The following is an 18,251-nucleotide window of genomic DNA, read 5'->3' as shown; positions in this document are numbered from 1 at the left end:
ATCCCCGATCAAGGGCGGCACTCCGGCAACGGGGCGCCGCCTTTTTCCGTGGGTGTCAGCGCGCGGCGCCGACCAGGATGAAGGGCGCCCAGGCGGCCGGGTCGGCGCGGGCGCCGCCGGCCTCGATCTCCGCGAGCATGGCACGGCGCAGCGCCTCGGCCCGGTCTGCAGCCGGGTCGGCGACCATCGCGTAGACGGCGCCGGTGACAAGATTGACGGCGGCGTCGGACTGGACCGGCCAGTGCGAAACCAGCAGCGCGCGGGCGCCGGCATAAAAGAAGGCCCGGGCGAGGCCGGAAAGCGCCTCGCCGCCGCCTTCGCCGGAAGCCGTGTTGCAGGCCGACAGGATCACCCAGTCGGCAGCGAGCCTGAGCGCGGTGACCTCCGAGGCGGTCAGGAGCCCGTCATCCTCGAGCGAAGGCGCGGCGGGCGGCGTAAGCACGATGGCCGGCTCGGCAAGGCCCGAGAAATCGCCGGAGACGAGGCCATGAGTGGCGAAATGCACGATGGCGGCGCGGGCGAGCCGGCCGTTGCCGGAAAGGCGTTTGACCTCCGCCTCGCTGGCATGACCACCGAGGCGGAGGGCATCGTCGGGCGCGGCCAGCGCGGAGGCGATGGCGCAGGCCTCGTCGGCGGTCTCCGGCAGCGGGATCAGCCGCCGCACGGCGTCGACATCGGTGGCGTTGCCGCGGTAGAGCGTGGCGGGCTCGGGGAGCACGGCCGCCGCGACCTGCACATCCGGAGACGGTGCCGGCCCGCAATCGTCCCGCGCGAAGGCCCTGCGGTCGTCCCCCGAAGGCCCGGTCAAAAGCGGATTGGCAAAGCCCAGATAGGGCTCGCGCCCGGGCGCCGGCGGGGCAGCGGCCCCGAGCGCGGCAAGCGCCGAGACCGAGGGCAGGACGGTGATCGCGTGGTCGCGCACGACCCAGCCGGCATCGCGGTAGCGGTCGCGGCTGGCCTCCGGCGCCGGCGCCGAGACCAGCAGATGGAAAGGCAGGCTCGCCAGGCTGCGCGAGGGCACCACGACGAGCTTCTTGCCCCCGATCAAGCGGGCGGGGGCAAGGACCGCGCCGTGGAGCGAGAGGGCGGCCTCGATGACCTCGCCGATCCGGTCGGCGCCGCCGTCGAGAACCAGCGATCTGGCGCCGCGCGTCTCGGGGCCGACCCGCATCAGGCCGCGCAGGCGGGCGACCTCGGCGGAAAGGTCGCCGCTTGCCGCTTCAAGCCGCAGCCAGGTCGCGGCGCCATTCTTGGGGACGACCCAGAGATAGGTCTCGAAGCCGATGGTGCCGAGCGGGCTGGTATCGGCGTAAAAGAGCAGCACCTCGTCGGCGGCGAGCGCGGCGCGCACTGCGGCAAAGCCGACCGGGGCCGGACGGCGCAAGGCAGCGTAGTCCGGAAACGCGGACGACAGCCGCTTGTCGATCGCCTTGATACGGCGGTCGACACCGGCGAGGCGCGATTCGAGCGCGGCGAGGTCGTCGCCAGCTTTCTCCGATGACAGTGCCGCGCGCTGCGCGGTCAGGCGGCGGTCGCGGCGTTGCCAGTCCTCGACCAGGTCCTGGCGCTCGCGGACCAGAGCGGCGAGGTCGCCGCTGCCGGCGGCATTGCGCGCACCGAGCTGGGACAGGGCGGCCGATGCGCGCGAATCGATGACGCGCTGCGCGACCAGGAATGCCTTCTCGGCCATTTCGGCGCGCCGCGCGGGCCGCGCCAGGGCCAGGCGGTCATAGGTCTTGACGAGGCGGTCGAAGATGGCGCCGCGGCTGATTGCCTGGTCCTCGATGGTGCCGGTGCGGCTGGCAAAGGCATTTCTGGCGTCGATCGCCGCCAGACGCTCGGTGATGGCGACGGCACGCTCGAAGGCGCTGGCGGCGGCGGCGAGATCATCGCGCATGAACGCCGCCTCGCCGACATCGTCGAGGGCGGAGACGATGTCGCTGCCATCCTTCCCGAACCGCGTTTCCAGCCATTGCAGCGAGGCCTCGAACAGCGCGGCCGCCTCGTCGAAGCGGCCCTGCGCCATGCGGACGCGGCCGAGCAGGGAGCCGGCGCGCACGAAGGAGCGCTGCATGGCCGGGTTGCTACGATGTATTTCGCGGGCGCGGATGGCGAGACGTTCGGCTTCGTCGAGTTCGTCGCGGTCGAGCCGGATATGCGCCAGAGTCACCATAAGTTCGGCGGCCATGGGGGCATCGGCACCGCGCGCGGCGGTTATCTCTTCAAGGGAATGCCGGGTGAGGTCGGCGGCCTCGTCGAGGCGGCGCTGGCTGAAACGCGCATAGGCGAGCGCGGTGCGGGCCAGCACGACATTGTCGAGCTGGTTGCCGGCGGCCTCCATGACCGCCAGCGCCCGCAAGAGCAGCGGGTCGGCCTCGCCAAAACGCTGCTGGCCGGAATAGAGCAGGCCGAGCATGAGGAAGTCGAAACCGGTCAGGATATCGTCGGGGCCGCGGGTCGCCAGGCTGATCGACAGCGAACGCTTGGAGAATATCTCCGCCTCGGCGGTGCGGTCGCCGGCATTGGCGGCGTTGGCGATCCAGCGCGCGATCTCGCCGACGCCGGCGCCGTCCGGCCCCTCCTTGCCTTCGCGCAAGGCGAGCAGCCGGCGGAAAACCTTTTCGGCCTCGACCGGGTGTTCGCCCCCCATCAAGGCCACGCCGATACGCATCAGCAAGGCGTCGGTCGCGGGCGATTCCGCGCCGTTCAATTTTTCGCGGATCGGCAGCGCGCGGCGATAGGCGGCCACCGCCTCGTCGTCGCGCCGCTGGCGCTCCAGCGCGCGGCCGAGGCCCTCGAGCGAGGCGGCGACGGCGGCGTGCCCGGGCCCGAGGTGAGCCTCGCGCGCCGCGAGCGCGGCGCGGTAGAGCTGTTCGGCCTCGGCCGGCCGGCGGGTTGAAAAAGACAGGTTGGCCAGCCCCTGGCGCCACGAGGCGAGATGGAGGTCGCCATCGGGGAAAGCCGCCTCCGCGGCGACAAGCACCCGGCGGTAGGCAGGCTCGGCGGCTTCGAGATCGCCGGCGTCGTGGAGGATGAAGGCGCGTTCGCCGAGCCACTGGATGACGGTGCGGTCGGCCTCGCCGGCGGCAACAAGGCCGACCTCGATGGCGCTGTCGAGCCGTTGCACCGCCGCTTCGGCATCGCCGCGCGCCTGCTCGAGACGCGCGAGCGCGAACCAGGTCCTGGCGACCTCCATGTGGCTGGCGCCGAAGGCAGCCTCGCGGATCGTCATCGCCCGGCGATAAAGCTCTTCCGCCTCGTCGAAGCGCTGCAGCGACTTCAGCGTGATGGCAAGATCGTGGACGGAATTGGCGATGTCCGGGTCGCCGGCGGGAAGCTTTTCCTCGCGAACCGCGAGCGCCTTGCGAAAGACCGGTTCCGCCTCGTCGTAGCGGCGCTGCTCGAACAGCGTGTCGCCAAGCAGCCGGTAGAGATTGGCGGTCGCGACAGCATCCTCGCCGAGCGCCGCCTCGGCCGCAGCGACAGCCGCGCGTGCCGTCGTCTCGCCGTCAACGGCGCGGCCGGCATCGATCAGTTGCTGGACGGCGGCCGCGCTCGTGTCCGCATCCTCTGCCGGCCCGGCATGAGACGGCGCCGCGATTGCCAGCGAAACGGCGAGGACAAGGCTGGCGAACCTGCCGCGCCGGTGATCGCCCCGCGCATATGGCCAAGAAAAATGCTTCATTACCCAAACCCGGACGCATCGAAGCGCGCGGGGATGGCCGCAGCAAGGCGCGGCGCGGAAAAAGCTGCGAGGTCGTTCAGACCGGCTCCCAGCCGTCATGGCCGCCGGCACGATAGATCGCGTCGATCAGCTTCTGGTTGTTGACCGAATCCTCAAGCCTGAAGACCTCCACGTCCTCGCCACGGGCGGCGCGCGCGAAAGCCTCGACCTGCAGCCGGTATTGGCGGGTCGCGGGAAAGCGGAAGACCGACGCCTCGGTGTGGTCCGCATTGTGCAACTCGATGCGGTGATGATCGTAGTCGCCGGCATTGAACGGCGCGTGGACCTCGACGAACCCCTTGTCGCCGTGGAAGACCATGGACTGGCGCAGGGCCATCTGTGTCGAGCAATAGAAGGAGAGCTCGAACTCGCCGAAATCGGCCTTGATGCTGGCGTAGATATCGGTTCCGAAATTGCTGTCGCGTTCGACCACGGCCTGCACGCGGCGCGGCTCCTGACCGGTGACGAAGCGAGTGGTGACGGTCGGGTAGACGCCGATGTCGGGCAGGCCGCCACCGCCGAGCTCGGGACGATTGCGCATGTTATCAGGGTCGACATTAAAATAGGCGAAGGCGCCCTGCACATGGCGCAGCCGGCCTATGGCGCCACCGCGGACCAACTCGCGCACCTTCTTCCATTGCGGGTGGTAGGTGACCATGAAGGCCTCGACGACCAGAACGCCGTTGCGGTCACGGGCCTCGATGACGCGGGCGATGTCACCGGCGGCAAGCGCCAGCGGCTTCTCGACCAGCACATGCTTGCCGGCATCGGCCGCCTTGACCGCCCATTCGACATGCTGGGACGTCGGCAGCGGTATATAGACGCCGTCGATCGCATCAGAGGCGAGAAGTTCCTCATAGGAGCCGAAGGCATGCGGTACGCCGAAGCGGTCGGCCAGCGCTCGCGCGCGGGTGACGTCGCGGCTGGCGATCGCCGTCGCAACCCCGTTTTCGGCTTCCTGAATCTGCGGCAGCAGGTGATCGCGGGCGATCTTGGCCGTTGACAGAATGCCCCAGCGAAACAATGAGGTGTCGGTCATTTGCAGTCGTCTCCTTGAAAGCGGGTGACGCGGCATAGCACGCTACAGCAAGCGAAAGCAGCCCCGCAGGCCAACGGAGCAGTCGACTCGCAGCCGATTGCCATTGCCCCCGACGCCCTGGCCTGCGAAAATCACTTCGGTCCGGCGTCCGCCGACGGCCAATCCACGATCAGGGTGAAGTGAGATGACGACGCGAAAACTCGGCGAACTCGAAGTGTTTCCGGTGGGGCTGGGCTGCATGGGCATGAGCCACGCCTATGGCGGCCAGGACGAGAAGGACGCCATCGCGACGCTGCGCCGAGCCGTCGAACTCGGCGTGACCCTCTTCGACACGGCCGAGGTCTACGGGCCGTTCACCAACGAAGTGCTGGTCGGCAAGGGGCTGAAGCCGGTGCGCGACCAGATAAAGATCGCGACCAAGTTCGGCTTCAATATCGCCCAGGGAGAGAACGGCCCGATGCAGGTGCCCGGCACGGCGGGCCTGAACAGCCGCCCCGAACATGTGCGCGAGGTGGCCGAGGCCTCGCTGAAGCGGCTCGGGATCGATGTCATCGACCTCTTCTACCAGCATCGCGTCGACCCGGACGTGCCGATCGAGGAAACCGTCGGGGCGATGGCGGAACTGGTGCGCGAGGGCAAGGTGCGCGCGCTCGGCCTTTCGGAGGCGGGTGCGGCCACCATCCGCCGGGCACACGCCGTGCATCCGATCGCCGCCGTACAGAGCGAATATTCGCTGTGGACACGCGACCCGGAGCCCGAAGTGCTGCCGGCCTGCCGCGACCTCGGCATCGGCTTCGTACCGTTCAGCCCGCTCGGGCGCGGTTTCCTGGCCGGGGCGATCCGGTCGTCGGACCAGCTCGGCTCCGACGACTTCCGCCGCAAGCTGCCGCGTTTCGAGGAGGAAAACATCAAGCGCAACCTGGCCGCGGTGGCGAAGCTCGAAGCGCTCGCTGCGGCGAAAGGCGTGACCGCGGCGCAACTCGCACTCGCCTGGGTGCTGGCGCAAGGCGACTTTATCGTGCCGATCCCCGGTTCGAGGAAGATCGCCAATCTCGAGCAGAACGTGGCCGCCGCCTCGATCGTGCTCAGCGACGCCGAGGTGGCGGAGATCGGCGGGCTCGTCGCGCCGGACGACATCGCCGGCGCGCGTTATCCGGAACAGATGGCCCGCGACGCCAACAGGTAAGGCCGGGCCGCTCCTGCCCTACCACGGCACGACCGTGACTTCCGGCCAGTTCCGACGCGCGCGGGCGCCTTTCTCTTCATGCGTGGCGCGGTTGTCGAGCACGCGGTTCGGCGTCATGCGGAAGGAGAATATGTCGTCGAGGCCGAACGGCGCTTCCAGTTCGACCTGACCGGCATCGTCGAGGCGGATGCCGACGGCGTGGGTACGCGAGGCAAACTGAGCGATGGAGGCACGGCAGGAGGCGAGCGGCGCGCGTTTCTGCCCGAAATGGTCTTCGTACCAGAGATGGACGCGGGCCTGATTCCTGATCTCGACCGGCTTCGGCAGCCCGGCGAAGATCGCACTGCCACGCCGGATGACAGCATCCTCGGCCTCCCAGGAGAGATCGCTACCGTCGAAATAGAACAGGTCGACATCCTTGAGGCCGTGGCCTGACGGGCGTCCGGTCAGTGCGTTCCAGACAGTGTTGTAGAGTGCGCCGGAGACGATCCACCAGTCGGGCAGGCCGAGCCGGCGGGCACCGCCAAGCGCCGCAGCCACCAGCGGGTCGGCCATCACGATGTCGAGAAAGGCGGCACGCTGTACCGACCCCGGCTGACCGGCGAGGCGCAAATGATCCATGGCGCCGCGCCTCCGAAGGTCAACCGCGCAACACGCCGCCAGTCTGCTTTTTCACGTTCTCCACGATGCGGCCGGCGAGCGCCTCGAAATCCTCGTCGGTCAGGGTCTTCTCAACCGGCTGGATCTGGACCTCGATCGCGACCGACTTGCGGCCCTCGCCAAGCGACGCGCCCTCGAAGACGTCGAAGACGGACACATTGGTGATGAGCTTCCTGTCGGCGGCCGCGACGGCACGCGTCAGCACACCGGCCTCGACATCCTTTTCGACCACGAAGGCGAAGTCGCGCCGCACCGCCTGGAACGGCGACAGGTCGAGCCGCGCCTTGGTGCGCGTCGCCTTGGCCTTGGGTTCGGGAACGGCATCGACGAAAATCTCGAATCCGCAGAGCGGGCCGGAGACGTCGAGCGCCTCGAGCGTCTTCGGATGGAACTCGCCGAACGTGCCGAGCACGACCTTGGGCCCGAGCTTGATGGTGCCGGAGCGACCGGGATGGTACCAGTCCGGGCCGCCTGCCTCGACCGTCAGCTTGTCGACCGGGGCGCCGCAGGCCTCGAGTGCTGCCAGCGCATCGGCCTTGGCGTCGAAGACGCCGACGGTCGGCGCATTGCCGGCCCAGTGGCGGCCGGCACCTTCCAGCGTCGCCGTGCCACGGCGCACGCCGCTGGCGACGCGGCGCTGGTCGTCGGGGCCATCGCCCTCATAGGTGCCGGAGACCTCGAACAGGGCGACGTCGTTGAAGCCGCGATCGGCGTTGCGCTGCGCGGCGGCGATCAGCCCGGGCAGCAGCGAGGGCCGCATGTCGGACATCTCGGCCGCGATCGGGTTCGACAGCTTCAGCCGCGGCTGGCCACCGCCGAAAAGCGCAGCGTGTTTTTCCGGGATGAAGGACCAGGTGACCGCCTCCATCATGCCGCGCACGGCGAGCGCGCGTCGGGCGGCGCGGGTGCGCAACTGAAGCGTGGTGAGGATGCGGCCGTTGACGGCGTCGTGGCTGACCATCGCCTGCGGCGCGATCTCGTCGACGCCGTGAATGCGCATCACCTCCTCGACGAGATCGGCCTTGCCCTCGACATCGGGACGCCAGGACGGCACCACGAAGCGGACGTTCTCGCCGTCGGTCGCGCCCTTCGGCATGAAGCCGAGGCGCCTGAGGATGTCGATGCTTTCGGCCCGGTCGACATCGAGCCCGGTCAGACGTTTCGTCTCCGCAAGCGGGAAATCGACTTCGCGATAATGATGGCCGGTTTCGCCGACGATTTCCCCTTCGGTGGAGGTCGGCGTGCCCAGCACGATTTCGGGCCCGGTGGGCGTGCCGCCGCAGAACTCGAGCACCATGCGGGTGCCGAGCTCCAGCCCGGCGCCCATGAACTCGGGGTCGACGCCGCGCTCGAAGCGGTAGCGCGCATCGGTGATAATGCCGAGCTCGCGGCCGGTGCGCGCCGTGACCATCGGGTCCCAGAGCGCCGATTCGATCAGCACGTCGGTGGTGCTTTCATCACAGCCGGACAGCTCGCCGCCCATGATGCCGGCGATCGATTCGACGCCGTTGTCATCGGCGATCACGCACATTTCGGGCGTCAGCTCGTATTCGTAGCCGTCGAGCGCCAGCACCTTTTCACCGGCGCGGGCCCGGCGGACGACGAGATTGCCCTTGACCTTGGCGGCGTCGAAGACATGCAGCGGGCGGCCTCGGTCGAAGGTCACGTAGTTGGTGATGTCGACCAGCGCATTGATGGGCCTGAGGCCGATGGCGACGAGACGCTGCTGCAGCCATTTCGGCGAGGGGCCGTTCTTGACGCCCCTCACCAGACGGAGCGCGAAGCCGGGACACATGTCCGGCGCCTCGATTGCCACCTTCACCGGGCATTCGCCCTTGCCTTCGACCGGCTCGACAGCTCCCGGCTTCAGTGTGCCGAGGCCGGCGGCGGCAAGGTCGCGGGCAATGCCGTGGACGCCGGTGGCGTCGGGCCGGTTGGGCGTGAGGCCGATCTCGATCACCGGGTCGTCGAGCTTCGCCCATTGGGCGAAGGAGGTGCCGACCGGCGCGTCCTCCGGCAGGTCGATAATGCCGTCGTGCTCGTCGGAGAGCTGCAACTCGCGCTCGGAGCACATCATGCCGCGGCTTTCGACGCCGCGGATCTTGCCGACCGAGAGCGTGACGTCGATGCCGGGGATCCAGGCGCCGGGCGCGGCGAAGGCGCCGACGAGGCCGGCGCGGGCATTGGGCGCGCCGCACACGACCTGCACGGGATCGCCGGAGCCGGTGTCGACGATGAGCACCTTGAGCTTGTCGGCATCGGGATGCTTTTCCGCCGTCAGCACGCGGGCGATGACGAAAGGCTTCAGCGCCGCCTTGTCGTCGACCGATTCGACCTCGAGGCCGATCATGGTCAGCCGCTCGACGATCTCGTCGAGCGAGGCCTCGGTCTCGAGGTGGTCCTTGAGCCAGGAAAGGGTGAATTTCATCTCGTCATTCCGTCGGTCGGGGCACGCTGGATTTCACATGGCGCGGCAGCGAATCCGGCATGTGCACGTAAGGAAGCTGTTCGCGCACCCAGGCGTGGTGGGTGGGCTTGTAGGCCGCCGGCTGGTCCATGGCGCCGAGCATGATCCAGATGTCGGCGGCAAGCCGGCTGTCGGCATAGGCGATCGGCGAACCGCAGGAGGCGCAGAAACTGCGCGCGACCGGGCCGTTCTCATGGCGCCTCGGGGCCTCGCCCTCGAAGCTGACACTGTCGGCGGCAAAACCGACAAAGGCGGAGACCGGCGCGCCGGAGGCACGCCGGCAGTCGACACAATGGCAATAGCTGACGTGATGCGGGGCGGCCGCGGCCGAAAAGCGCACGGCCCCGCAACGGCAGCCGCCGGTGTGGGGCGTGTCGGTCACGAGCTCAGCCCCCCGAACAGCGTCGGCAGGTCGAGCGGGCGGAAGCCGTAATGCTGGAGCCAGCGCACGTCGGCGTTGAAGTAGTCGCGCAGGTCCGGCATGCCGTATTTCAGCGTCGCGATGCGGTCGATGCCCATGCCCCAGGCAAAACCCTGATATTCGTCCGGGTCGAGCCCGCCGAAGCGCAGCACGTTGGGATGCACCATGCCGCAGCCGAGGATCTCCATCCAGTCGGAGCCCTCGCCGAAACGCACCTCGCCGGGCTTCGAGCGGTCGCACTGGATGTCGACCTCGAGCGACGGTTCGGTGAACGGGAAGAAGGACGGCCGGAAACGCATGTTGAGCGAGGAGACCTCGAAGAAGGCCTTGCAGAACTCCTCCAGTACCCACTTCATGTTGGCGACATTGGCGGTCCTGTCGATGACCAGCCCTTCGAGCTGGTGGAACATCGGCGAGTGGGTGGCGTCGGAATCCTGTCGGTAGGTCTTGCCGGGGATGACGATGCGGATCGGCGGCTTCTGTGCCTCCATGGTGCGGATCTGGACCGGCGAGGTGTGGGTGCGCAGGAGCTTGCGCTCGCCGCTCTCGTCGGGCGGGAAGAAGAAGGTGTCGTGCATCTCGCGCGCAGGGTGGCCTTCGGGGAAGTTCAGCGCGGTGAAATTATAGTAGTCGCTCTCGATGTCCGGCCCTTCGGCGATGGCGAAGCCGAGATCGCCGAAGATCGCGGCGATCTCGTCGATCACCTGGCTGATCGGATGGATGCGGCCGCGCTCGGCCGGCGATTGCCGCACCGGCAGGGTGACGTCGACCTTCTCGGCGGCAAGGCGCGCGGTAATGGCGGCGTCGCGCAACTCGGCGCGGCGGGCGGCCAGCGCCTCGGTGATGCGGTTCTTGAGCCCGTTGATGGCCGGGCCCATCTGCTGGCGCTCCTCGGGGCTCATCGAGCCGAGCAGCTTCAGCCGCTCGGAGACGGAGCCCTTCTTGCCGAGCGCGGCCACGCGCACCGCCTCGATCGCAGGCTCGTCGGCGGCCGCCTCGATCTCGGCGAGCAGCGTCGCCTCCAGGGTCTTCAGGTCAGTCATCTGTTCGGTCACGACGTCGCTCTTTCGTCTCGGCTACCGTGGTGCGTAGGACGCGGTTGCAAAGAAAAACCCGCGCCGGCCCTGCCAGCGCGGGTTTCCCAATTACCAGTTTTCGAAAGCTTGGGAAGGCGCTGGTTAGGCTACAGCGCTCTCAAAAGCGTTCGGCGTGGTGTCTTTCAGGTATTCGAGCGCGCCCTTCGACTTGGCGACCAGCGCGGCGAAGGCCTGCGGCTCGTGGATCGCCATGTCGGACAGCACCTTGCGGTCGACCTCGATGCCGGCCTTGTTGAGGCCGTCGATGAACCGGCCATAGGTCAGGCCGTGCTCACGCACCGCGGCGTTGATGCGCTGGATCCACAGGGCGCGGAAATTGCGCTTGCGGTTGCGGCGGTCGCGATGGGCGTATTGCAGCGACTTCTCGACCGCCTGCTTGGCGATGCGGATGGTGTTCTTGCGGCGGCCGTAAAAACCCTTGGCGGCTTTCAGGACCTTCTTGTGCTTGGCGTGGGCGGTGACGCCCCTTTTCACGCGTGCCATTGTCGGTTCTCCTTAATCTACGCTGTCGGGACGGGGCTCAGATGCCGCCGCCATAGGGCATGAACTTCTTCACGATCCTTGCATCGGGATCGGAGAGGACGGTCGTGCCGCGCGCATTGCGGATGAACTTGTTGGAACGCTTGATCATGCCGTGGCGCTTGCCGGCGGCCTGAACCTTGACCTTGCCGGACGCCGTGATCTTGAATCGCTTCTTGACCGAGGACTTGGTCTTCATCTTGGGCATTTTGCTGTCTCCGTTGTGGCTCACGGCGTGTTCGCTTTCGCTCACCGCCTCCGCCGGGGCGGCCGATCACGGCCGACGCGCGGTCGCGCTTGCCTCGCTTCGCTCGGAAAGCGCCTTTTGAGCTGTTTAAGCATTGAGAACCGCCACGGCATGCCCTGCCGGGCGGTTCGGAACGCGGCCTTATAGCGATGCGCCCGCAAAAGCGCAAGGCATCGAATCGGCCGCCGCGGATGGAAATTGCCGGCCGGGCGTTCCCGACCCAGCCGCTATTTCGGCGCCAGCACCATCATCATCTGGCGGCCTTCGAGCTTGGGTTCGGCCTCGACCTTGGCGATCTCCTCGACCTCGGAGCGCACGCGGTTCAGAAGCTGCATGCCGAGTTCCAGATGCGCCATCTCGCGGCCGCGGAAGCGCAACGTCAGCTTGACCTTGTCGCCTTCGTCGAAAAACCGGCGCACGGCCTTCATCTTGGTTTCGTAATCGTGGTCATCGATGTTGGGGCGCATCTTGATCTCCTTGATCTCGATGACCTTCTGATTGCGCCTGGCCTCGGCGGCCTTCTTCTGGGTCTGGTATTTCAGCTTGCCCAGATCGATGATCTTGCACACAGGCGGCTGCGCGTTGGGTGAAATCTCGACCAGGTCGAGACCAACGTCCTCGGCGGCGTCGAGCGCCTGCTGTAGGGGGATGACACCGCGGTTCTGGCCGTCGGCGTCAATGAGCTGGACCTCGGTGGCCCTGATGTCGCGATTGGCGCGCGGGCCTTCCTTGACGGGCGCCGCGGCTTTGTAAGGTCTGCGAATGGTCGTGTACTCCTCGATCTGATGACGTTCGGGACGATATTAGGCGGGACAATTTCGGGCCCCGGCCCGCATCGCGCGGTCTATGTCGGTGCGCCCGGGCGCATGTCAATAGCACGACAGTGCGAAAAAGACCACGCTTGAGCGGATTGCGGGCGGCAGGCTTTGCGTCGCCTCACGGCTGTGCCACAAGGCCGGCAGGAGGACAGGCATGGCCGCATTACCGTACGAAACCATCACCGTCGACAACACGCCGATCGCCGTGCGGCGGCGGGCAGGCAAGGCGCCCGGCGTCGCCTGGCTCGGCGGCTACCGCTCGGACATGCTAGGGACCAAGGCAGAGGAGCTCGACCGATGGGCCGCCGCCAACGGCCACGCCTATCTGCGCCACGACTATTCCGGACACGGGGAATCGGGCGGCGCCTTCCGGGACGGCACCATCTCGCGCTGGCTCGCCGAGAGCCTGGCCGTGTTCGACGCCTATGCCGAAGGGCCGCAGGTGCTGGTCGGCTCCTCCATGGGGGCGTGGATCGCGCTGCGCATGGTCGAGGAACTGAACGCAGCCGGCAAGGGCGACCGCGTCGCCGGGCTGGTGCTGATCGCGCCGGCGCCGGATTTCACCATCGAGCTGATGGAGCCGCAATTCTCCGACGCGCAGAGGGCGGCGCTGGAACGCGACGGTTATTTCGAGGAGCCGTCGGAATACGGGCCGGAGCCGAACATCTATACGCGCGCACTGATCGAGGACGGGCGCCGCAACCAGGTGATGAAAGGCATCGTCGAGACCCACTGCCCGGTCACCATCCTGCAGGGGATGCAGGATCCCGACGTGCCGTTTTCGCACGCGCTGAAACTGGTCGATCATCTGCCGGCCGAGGATGTGACGCTGACCCTGATCCGCGACGGCGACCACCGCCTGTCGCGGCCGCAGGATCTGGAACTGCTGATCCGCGCCGTGGCCGACATGGCGGCGCGCGCCTCAGCGGACTGACGGCGCGCCCAGAGGGTCCGGACCGCGCGGCTTCCGTCCCGAAAAACCGTCCCCTTTACAATACTTTACAAAGGCGGGCCGGCGATCCGTCTTGAATCCTTCCATGGTTGTTCCCATTTCGAAAACACGCAGCCGGATGGGCTGCCTCGAATGGAAGGAACCGAGACAGATGACCACTAGTGCACTGATCCGTCCGGCATGGACCCCGGCCACGATCGCGCTGATGGTGCTGGGCTTCATCGTCTTCTGGCCGCTGGGCCTGGCGATGCTCGCCTACATCCTGTGGGGCGACCGGCTTGACGGTTTCAAGCGCGACGTCAACGAGGCGACGGATGGCTTCTTCGCCTCCTGCCGCAAGGCCAAGGGCCGCCATCACGGACGCCACGCGCGCACCGGCAACGTGGCCTTTGACGAATGGCGCACCAAGGAGCTGGAGCGTATCGAGGAAGAGCGCCGCAAGCTAGACGAGATGCGCGAGGAATTCGACGCTTACATGCGCGAACTGCGCCGCGCCAAGGATCAGGAAGAGTTCGACCGCTTCATGGCCGACCGCGACCGCAGGCGCAACGAGAAGCCGAGCAACGACGAGACCGGTCTGCTCGACGACTGACCTCCGGCAGCAGTTCGAAAAACGACGGCGCCGCACACATCGTGCGGCGCCGTTTCTTTTGGTGTGAAACGGGCCTGACCCTCAACGGCCGCGGGCCTGACAACCGCCTGCGGCGCGGCATGACGTCTTGGCAGGCGCCTGTTTCGAACCCTTGTCGTTCGCCGACGTCTCACGTTCGATCGAGGAGACCGGCTGCTGCTGGCGGGCCTGCTGCTGCTTCAGGAGCTTGCGATAGACATGCGGCGGCGGGCCGCCGCCATCGCGGGCATAGGCTTCGCTGGCGAGCGACAGCGCGACCGTGCTGGAGGCCGCAATCAGCGCGACGGTGAGGATTTTCCTGAACATGGCTTTCCCTTCCCTGATTGGCGGCGGGCCTTTCCCGCCGCTCACCGTTGGTCGCGGCGCGCAGGGAAAAGGTTCACGCCTCCGCCCGGCGAGGCCGGCAAGGTCGGGGTCCGCATCGCATACGGGAGACGCGGCAAAACGCCTGTCATGGAGCAGCGGCATGATGGTCGTCTCCCCGTCCGCACCCGAATCGCTTAACGTCGCGCCATGATTCCCGGGTTTCGCAAATCGTCTTCTGCTCTCCCTCGCGCGGCCGCGCCGGAGCGCGTGCACGAGGTGGGCGGGCGCGCCCTGCCGCTGAAGATCGTGGAGAACGAACGCGCCCGGCGCCTGACGCTGAGGATCGACGCCGGCGGCCAGGGGTTGAGGGTCACGGTGCCGCCGGGGCTTTCGCCGCGCGAGATCGACCGCTTCCTGGAAAACCATCGCGGCTGGCTGGAAGCGCGGCTGGAAAAGTTTCCCGACCGGCCCCAGGTGCGCCCCGGCGTGAAAATTCCGCTGCGCGGCGTGCCGCATGTCATCGTGCACGAGCCGGGCAGGCGCGGCACGGTGACATGCGGCAGCGAGGGCGGCCTGCCGGCGCTGATCGTGCATGGCGAGCGGGCCTATCTGGGGCGGCGGCTCGCCGACTTCCTGAAACGCGAAGCCAAGCGCGACATCGAGGCGCTGGTGGCCCGGCATGCCGGGCAGGTCGGCCGGCCGGCGCGCGCCATCCGCTACAAGGACACGACCAGCCGCTGGGGCTCATGCACGGCGGACGGCGTGCTGTCCTTTTCCTGGCGCATCATGATGGCGCCCCCGACGGTGATCGACTACCTCGTCGCCCACGAGGTGGCGCATCTGAAGGAAATGAACCACGGGCCGAGATTCTGGAAGCTGTGCCGGGAACTGTGCCCGCGTACCGACGAGGCCAGGGCGTGGCTGAAGCGCAATGGCGGCGCGCTGCAGGCGATCCGGTTCGCCTGACGAGGCGTATCAGTCGCCGCGCGCCTGTCGCACCGCGGGAAAGATGTTGCTGACGATGGCGTACACGATCAGCAGCGCCGGGATGGCGACGAAGCCGCCGATCGGGCCCCAGACCCAGATCCAGAAGGCGAGCGCCAAGAGCACCAGGAAAGGGTTCAGCGTCAGCGTGCGGCCGAGCACCATCGGGGTGACGAACTGCGCCTCGACCAGATTGACCGACAGATAGGCCAATGGCGGCACGAAACTGCCGCCGAGCGTGTCGAAGGTGGACAGCCCGACGCCGAAGAGCAGCGCCACCATGACTGTCGGGCCGATGTAGATGACGAAGTTGAGCAGCGCTGCAAAGGCGCCCCAAAGCGCCGGCGACGGCACGCCGACGGCCCACAGCGCCAGGGTGACCGCAACGCCGAGCCCGGCATTGATGACGGCGATCGAGAGCAGATAGCGCGACACCAGCGCCTCCACGTCACGGAAGATATGCGCCACGCGCCAGCGCAGCCTGCGGTCGAGACAGAAACGCAGGATGCCGAGGCGGATGTCGTGCCGGGTGGCGATGAAGAAGAACAGGCTGGCCATGAACAGAAGCAGCTGCGCGACCAGCGCCGGCGCCATCACGGCGACATCCTCGACGCCGGCGCCCTCATCGACCTGAACGGTGACCTGCGAGCCGCCGGTCACCGACCGCAGTTCGCTCTGCAGTTCCTTCAAGGTGTTGATGGGCTCGCGCAACTGGGCGAGCTGGAACTGCAGTCTTTCCCAGATTCGCGGCAGTTCGCCGGCCCAGTAGGTGAGAGGACCGATCAGTGCGAGGAGAACGGCGCAGACCAGCACGATGAACAAAAGCACGACGATGGCGGCGGAAAGCCAGGCGCGCAAACCGCGGCGCTCCAGACGCGTCGCAACCGGCCCGAGCATGAGCCCGACGACCACGGCGAGGGTCACCGGTGCCAGAATGAACTGACCCTGGATGAGCGCGACGACGAAACCGAGCACGCCGAGCAGGACGATCGACGCGACCGCGGCGCGCGCCAGGATGGTGTCGAGATCGGGTTTGGCCCAGGACCAGCGCCCGGCCGGCCGCGGGTCGAGGAAAGGTTTCATGAAAAGCCCGCCATACAGCAGAACGTTCAACGCGGCAGGACGCGGTTGGTTCCAACCCGTCGTTTCACTATCGCCAGCATGTGCTGGAGCCGAGGTCGGGCCCAGGGCCCGGCGGCCTCGACAATGCCGCATGCGACCGCTATTGCCACGGGATGGACATCAAGATTTGCGGGCTGAAGACGGCGGAGACGGTCGCCGCCGCGCTGGACGGCGGGGCGAGCCATCTCGGCTTCAATTTCTTTGCCAGGAGTCCGCGCTATGTCACGCCCGAGGCGGCGGGCGGGCTGCGGCATGCCGCGCGTGGACGGGCGGAGGGCGTCGCCGTCATCGTCGATGCCGACGATGCCTTCCTCGACGAGATCGTGTCGGCGATGTCGCCTGACATGCTGCAGCTTCACGGGCGCGAGACGCCGGAGCGCGTTGCCGCGGTGAAGCAGCGATACGGGCTGCCCGTGATGAAGGCGCTGGCCGTTTCCGAACCGGCCGACCTCGAGCGGATCGGACCCTATCTCGGCGTTGCCGACCGGTTCCTGTTCGACGCCAAGCCACCGAAGGGCTCCGAGCTGCCCGGCGGCAACGGCCTCGCCTTCGACTGGCGCGTGCTGGCCGAACTTGACCGCGGCGTCGATTACATGCTTTCGGGTGGCCTCGGTGCCGCCAATGTCGGCGACGCGGTGCGGCTGCTCGACCCGCCCGGCATCGACCTGTCGTCGGGCGTGGAGAGTGCACCGGGCGTCAAGGATGCCGGTCTTATCGCGGAATTTTTCGCGGCCGTGGCGGCGGCGAGGACGGAGCGCATCGCGTGACCTGATGGCGGCGGCGCCCGACGATGTTACAGCGGTACGGGCGGAGATCGTCCGGCCCGGTTTTGAGGAATAGGCCATGGAAGCCGCGACGGCTACGAACTCGTTCCGTTTTGGACCTGACGAGAGCGGGATGTTCGGGATTTTCGGGGGTCGGTTCGTCGCCGAGACCCTGATGCCGCTGATCCTGGATCTGCAGGCGCACTGGGACGCCGCGCGCAAGGATGATGCGTTCCAGGCCGAACTCGAACATCTGGGCCGGCATTATACCGGACGGCCGTCGCCGCTCTATTTCGCCGAGCGGCTGACCGGGAAGCTCGGCGGGGCCAAGATCTATTTCAAGCGCGACGAGCTGAACCACACCGGCTCGCACAAGATCAACAACTGCCTCGGCCAGATCCTGCTCGCCAGGCGCATGGGCAAGACCCGCATCATCGCCGAGACGGGTGCCGGCCAGCACGGCGTGGCGACGGCGACGGTGGCGGCGCGCTTCGGCCTGCCCTGCGTGGTCTATATGGGGGCGACCGACGTCGAGCGGCAGGCGCCGAACGTCTTCCGCATGAAGCTGCTCGGCGCGGAGGTGCGGCCGGTGTCGTCGGGCCACGGCACGCTCAAGGACGCCATGAACGAGGCGCTGAGGGACTGGGTGACCAATGTCGAGGACACCTATTACCTGATCGGCACGGCGGCGGGCCCGCATCCCTATCCGGAGCTGGTGCGCGAGTTCCAGTCGGTGATCGGGCGCGAGACCCGGGAGCAGCTGATGGAGGCCGAGGGCCGGCTGCCGGACCTGCTGGTGGCCGCCGTCGGCGGCGGCTCCAACGCGATCGGGCTGTTCCATCCCTTCCTTGACGACCGCGAGGTCGCGATCGTCGGCGTGGAGGCCGGCGGCAAGGGGCTTTCCGGCGACGAGCATTGCGCCTCGCTGACGGCCGGCCGGCCCGGCGTGCTGCACGGCAACCGCACCTATCTGCTCCAGGACGGCGACGGCCAGATCAAGGACGGGCATTCGATCTCGGCAGGTCTCGACTATCCCGGCATCGGGCCGGAGCACTCGTGGCTGAAGGAAGCGGGCCGGGTCGACTATGTGCCGATCATGGATGACGAGGCGCTGGAGGCGTTCCAGCTCTTGACCCGGGTCGAGGGCATCATCCCGGCGCTCGAGCCCAGCCATGCGCTGGCCGAGGTGGTCAAGCGGGCGCCGAGGATGGGCAAGGATCAGATCATCGTCATGAACCTGTGCGGCCGCGGCGACAAGGACATCTTCACCGTCGGCAAAATGCTGGGCATGGAGCTCTAGGCACGTTTCGAGGC

The 18,251-nt window shown here is 67.7% G+C and carries 17 protein-coding genes; 6 read left to right on the top strand and 11 right to left on the bottom strand.

Features of this window, described 5'->3' with window-relative positions; translation table 11 throughout:
* Positions 1-55: 55 nt before the first annotated feature.
* Both FQ775_RS20260 and FQ775_RS20255 read right to left on the bottom strand, forming a co-directional pair.
* Entirely contained in the window at positions 56-3,685 is a 3,630-nt protein-coding gene (locus tag FQ775_RS20260) for a CHAT domain-containing protein (RefSeq protein WP_167813068.1), read from the bottom strand.
* A gap of 76 nt (positions 3,686-3,761) precedes the next feature.
* Positions 3,762-4,748 (bottom strand): Gfo/Idh/MocA family protein, encoded by a 987-nt coding sequence (locus FQ775_RS20255; RefSeq protein WP_146302035.1) that lies wholly within the window; start codon positions 4,746-4,748, stop codon positions 3,762-3,764.
* Between the two features lie 199 nt (positions 4,749-4,947).
* Between FQ775_RS20255 and FQ775_RS20250 the strand changes: the two genes are divergently transcribed.
* Positions 4,948-5,949: an aldo/keto reductase gene (locus tag FQ775_RS20250; protein WP_146300788.1), complete on the top strand. Its 1,002-nt coding sequence runs from the start codon at positions 4,948-4,950 to the stop codon at positions 5,947-5,949.
* An 18-nt stretch (positions 5,950-5,967) separates the two neighbouring features.
* Here the strand turns inward: FQ775_RS20250 and FQ775_RS20245 are convergent, their stop codons facing one another.
* The 7 genes from FQ775_RS20245 to infC all read right to left on the bottom strand — a co-directional run bounded on the left by FQ775_RS20245 (position 5,968) and on the right by infC (position 12,124).
* Entirely contained in the window at positions 5,968-6,570 is a 603-nt protein-coding gene (locus FQ775_RS20245) for a nucleotidyltransferase family protein (RefSeq protein ID WP_146300787.1), read from the bottom strand.
* 19 nt (positions 6,571-6,589) lie between these two features.
* Complete coding sequence (gene pheT, locus FQ775_RS20240; protein WP_146300786.1) at positions 6,590-9,037, bottom strand: phenylalanine--tRNA ligase subunit beta; 2,448 nt, start codon at positions 9,035-9,037, stop codon at positions 6,590-6,592.
* Between the two features lie 4 nt (positions 9,038-9,041).
* Entirely contained in the window at positions 9,042-9,458 is a 417-nt protein-coding gene (locus FQ775_RS20235) for a GFA family protein (RefSeq protein ID WP_146300785.1), read from the bottom strand.
* The gene (pheS, locus tag FQ775_RS20230; RefSeq protein WP_146302034.1) at positions 9,455-10,540 is read right to left on the bottom strand and encodes a phenylalanine--tRNA ligase subunit alpha; all 1,086 of its coding nucleotides are present in this window, start codon (positions 10,538-10,540) and stop codon (positions 9,455-9,457) included. The genes FQ775_RS20235 and pheS overlap by 4 nt, the downstream gene beginning before the upstream one ends.
* 135 nt (positions 10,541-10,675) lie before the next feature.
* The gene (gene rplT / locus FQ775_RS20225; RefSeq protein ID WP_146300784.1) at positions 10,676-11,077 is read right to left on the bottom strand and encodes a 50S ribosomal protein L20; all 402 of its coding nucleotides are present in this window, start codon (positions 11,075-11,077) and stop codon (positions 10,676-10,678) included.
* Positions 11,078-11,114: 37 nt separating this feature from the next.
* Positions 11,115-11,321 carry a 50S ribosomal protein L35 gene (gene rpmI, locus FQ775_RS20220; RefSeq protein WP_146300783.1) on the bottom strand — a complete coding sequence of 69 codons (207 nt, stop codon included), beginning with the start codon at positions 11,319-11,321 and terminating at the stop codon, positions 11,115-11,117.
* A 266-nt stretch (positions 11,322-11,587) separates the two neighbouring features.
* Positions 11,588-12,124: a translation initiation factor IF-3 gene (gene infC, locus FQ775_RS20215; protein ID WP_146300782.1), complete on the bottom strand. Its 537-nt coding sequence runs from the start codon at positions 12,122-12,124 to the stop codon at positions 11,588-11,590.
* Positions 12,125-12,332: 208 nt separating this feature from the next.
* Here infC and FQ775_RS20210 point away from each other — a divergent pair, with 208 nt between their 5' ends.
* Positions 12,333-13,112 carry an alpha/beta hydrolase gene (locus FQ775_RS20210; RefSeq protein ID WP_146300781.1) on the top strand — a complete coding sequence of 260 codons (780 nt, stop codon included), beginning with the start codon at positions 12,333-12,335 and terminating at the stop codon, positions 13,110-13,112.
* Positions 13,113-13,281: 169 nt separating this feature from the next.
* Entirely contained in the window at positions 13,282-13,722 is a 441-nt protein-coding gene (locus tag FQ775_RS20205; RefSeq protein WP_146300780.1) for a DUF2852 domain-containing protein, read from the top strand.
* A gap of 81 nt (positions 13,723-13,803) precedes the next feature.
* Here the strand turns inward: FQ775_RS20205 and FQ775_RS20200 are convergent, their stop codons facing one another.
* Positions 13,804-14,067 carry a hypothetical protein gene (locus FQ775_RS20200; RefSeq protein ID WP_146300779.1) on the bottom strand — a complete coding sequence of 88 codons (264 nt, stop codon included), beginning with the start codon at positions 14,065-14,067 and terminating at the stop codon, positions 13,804-13,806.
* Between the two features lie 207 nt (positions 14,068-14,274).
* On the opposite strand from FQ775_RS20200, the gene FQ775_RS20195 reads away from it, so the two are divergent.
* Entirely contained in the window at positions 14,275-15,033 is a 759-nt protein-coding gene (locus FQ775_RS20195; RefSeq protein ID WP_146300778.1) for a M48 family metallopeptidase, read from the top strand.
* Between the two features lie 9 nt (positions 15,034-15,042).
* Here the strand turns inward: FQ775_RS20195 and FQ775_RS20190 are convergent, their stop codons facing one another.
* On the bottom strand, positions 15,043-16,134 hold the full coding sequence (locus FQ775_RS20190) for an AI-2E family transporter (protein WP_146300777.1): 1,092 nt from the start codon (positions 16,132-16,134) through the stop codon (positions 15,043-15,045).
* Positions 16,135-16,286: 152 nt separating this feature from the next.
* On the opposite strand from FQ775_RS20190, the gene FQ775_RS20185 reads away from it, so the two are divergent.
* Both FQ775_RS20185 and trpB read left to right on the top strand, forming a co-directional pair.
* Positions 16,287-16,940 (top strand): phosphoribosylanthranilate isomerase, encoded by a 654-nt coding sequence (locus FQ775_RS20185; RefSeq protein WP_146300776.1) that lies wholly within the window; start codon positions 16,287-16,289, stop codon positions 16,938-16,940.
* Positions 16,941-17,016: 76 nt separating this feature from the next.
* Positions 17,017-18,237 (top strand): tryptophan synthase subunit beta, encoded by a 1,221-nt coding sequence (gene trpB, locus FQ775_RS20180; protein ID WP_146300775.1) that lies wholly within the window; start codon positions 17,017-17,019, stop codon positions 18,235-18,237.
* Positions 18,238-18,251: the final 14 nt, after the last annotated feature.

It is taken from the genome of Nitratireductor mangrovi (assembly GCF_007922615.2).
Taxonomy (GTDB): domain Bacteria; phylum Pseudomonadota; class Alphaproteobacteria; order Rhizobiales; family Rhizobiaceae; genus Mangrovimarina; species Mangrovimarina mangrovi.
Note: the sequence above shows the minus strand (reverse complement) of the source record. Positions and strands in the feature narration are given on the sequence as shown.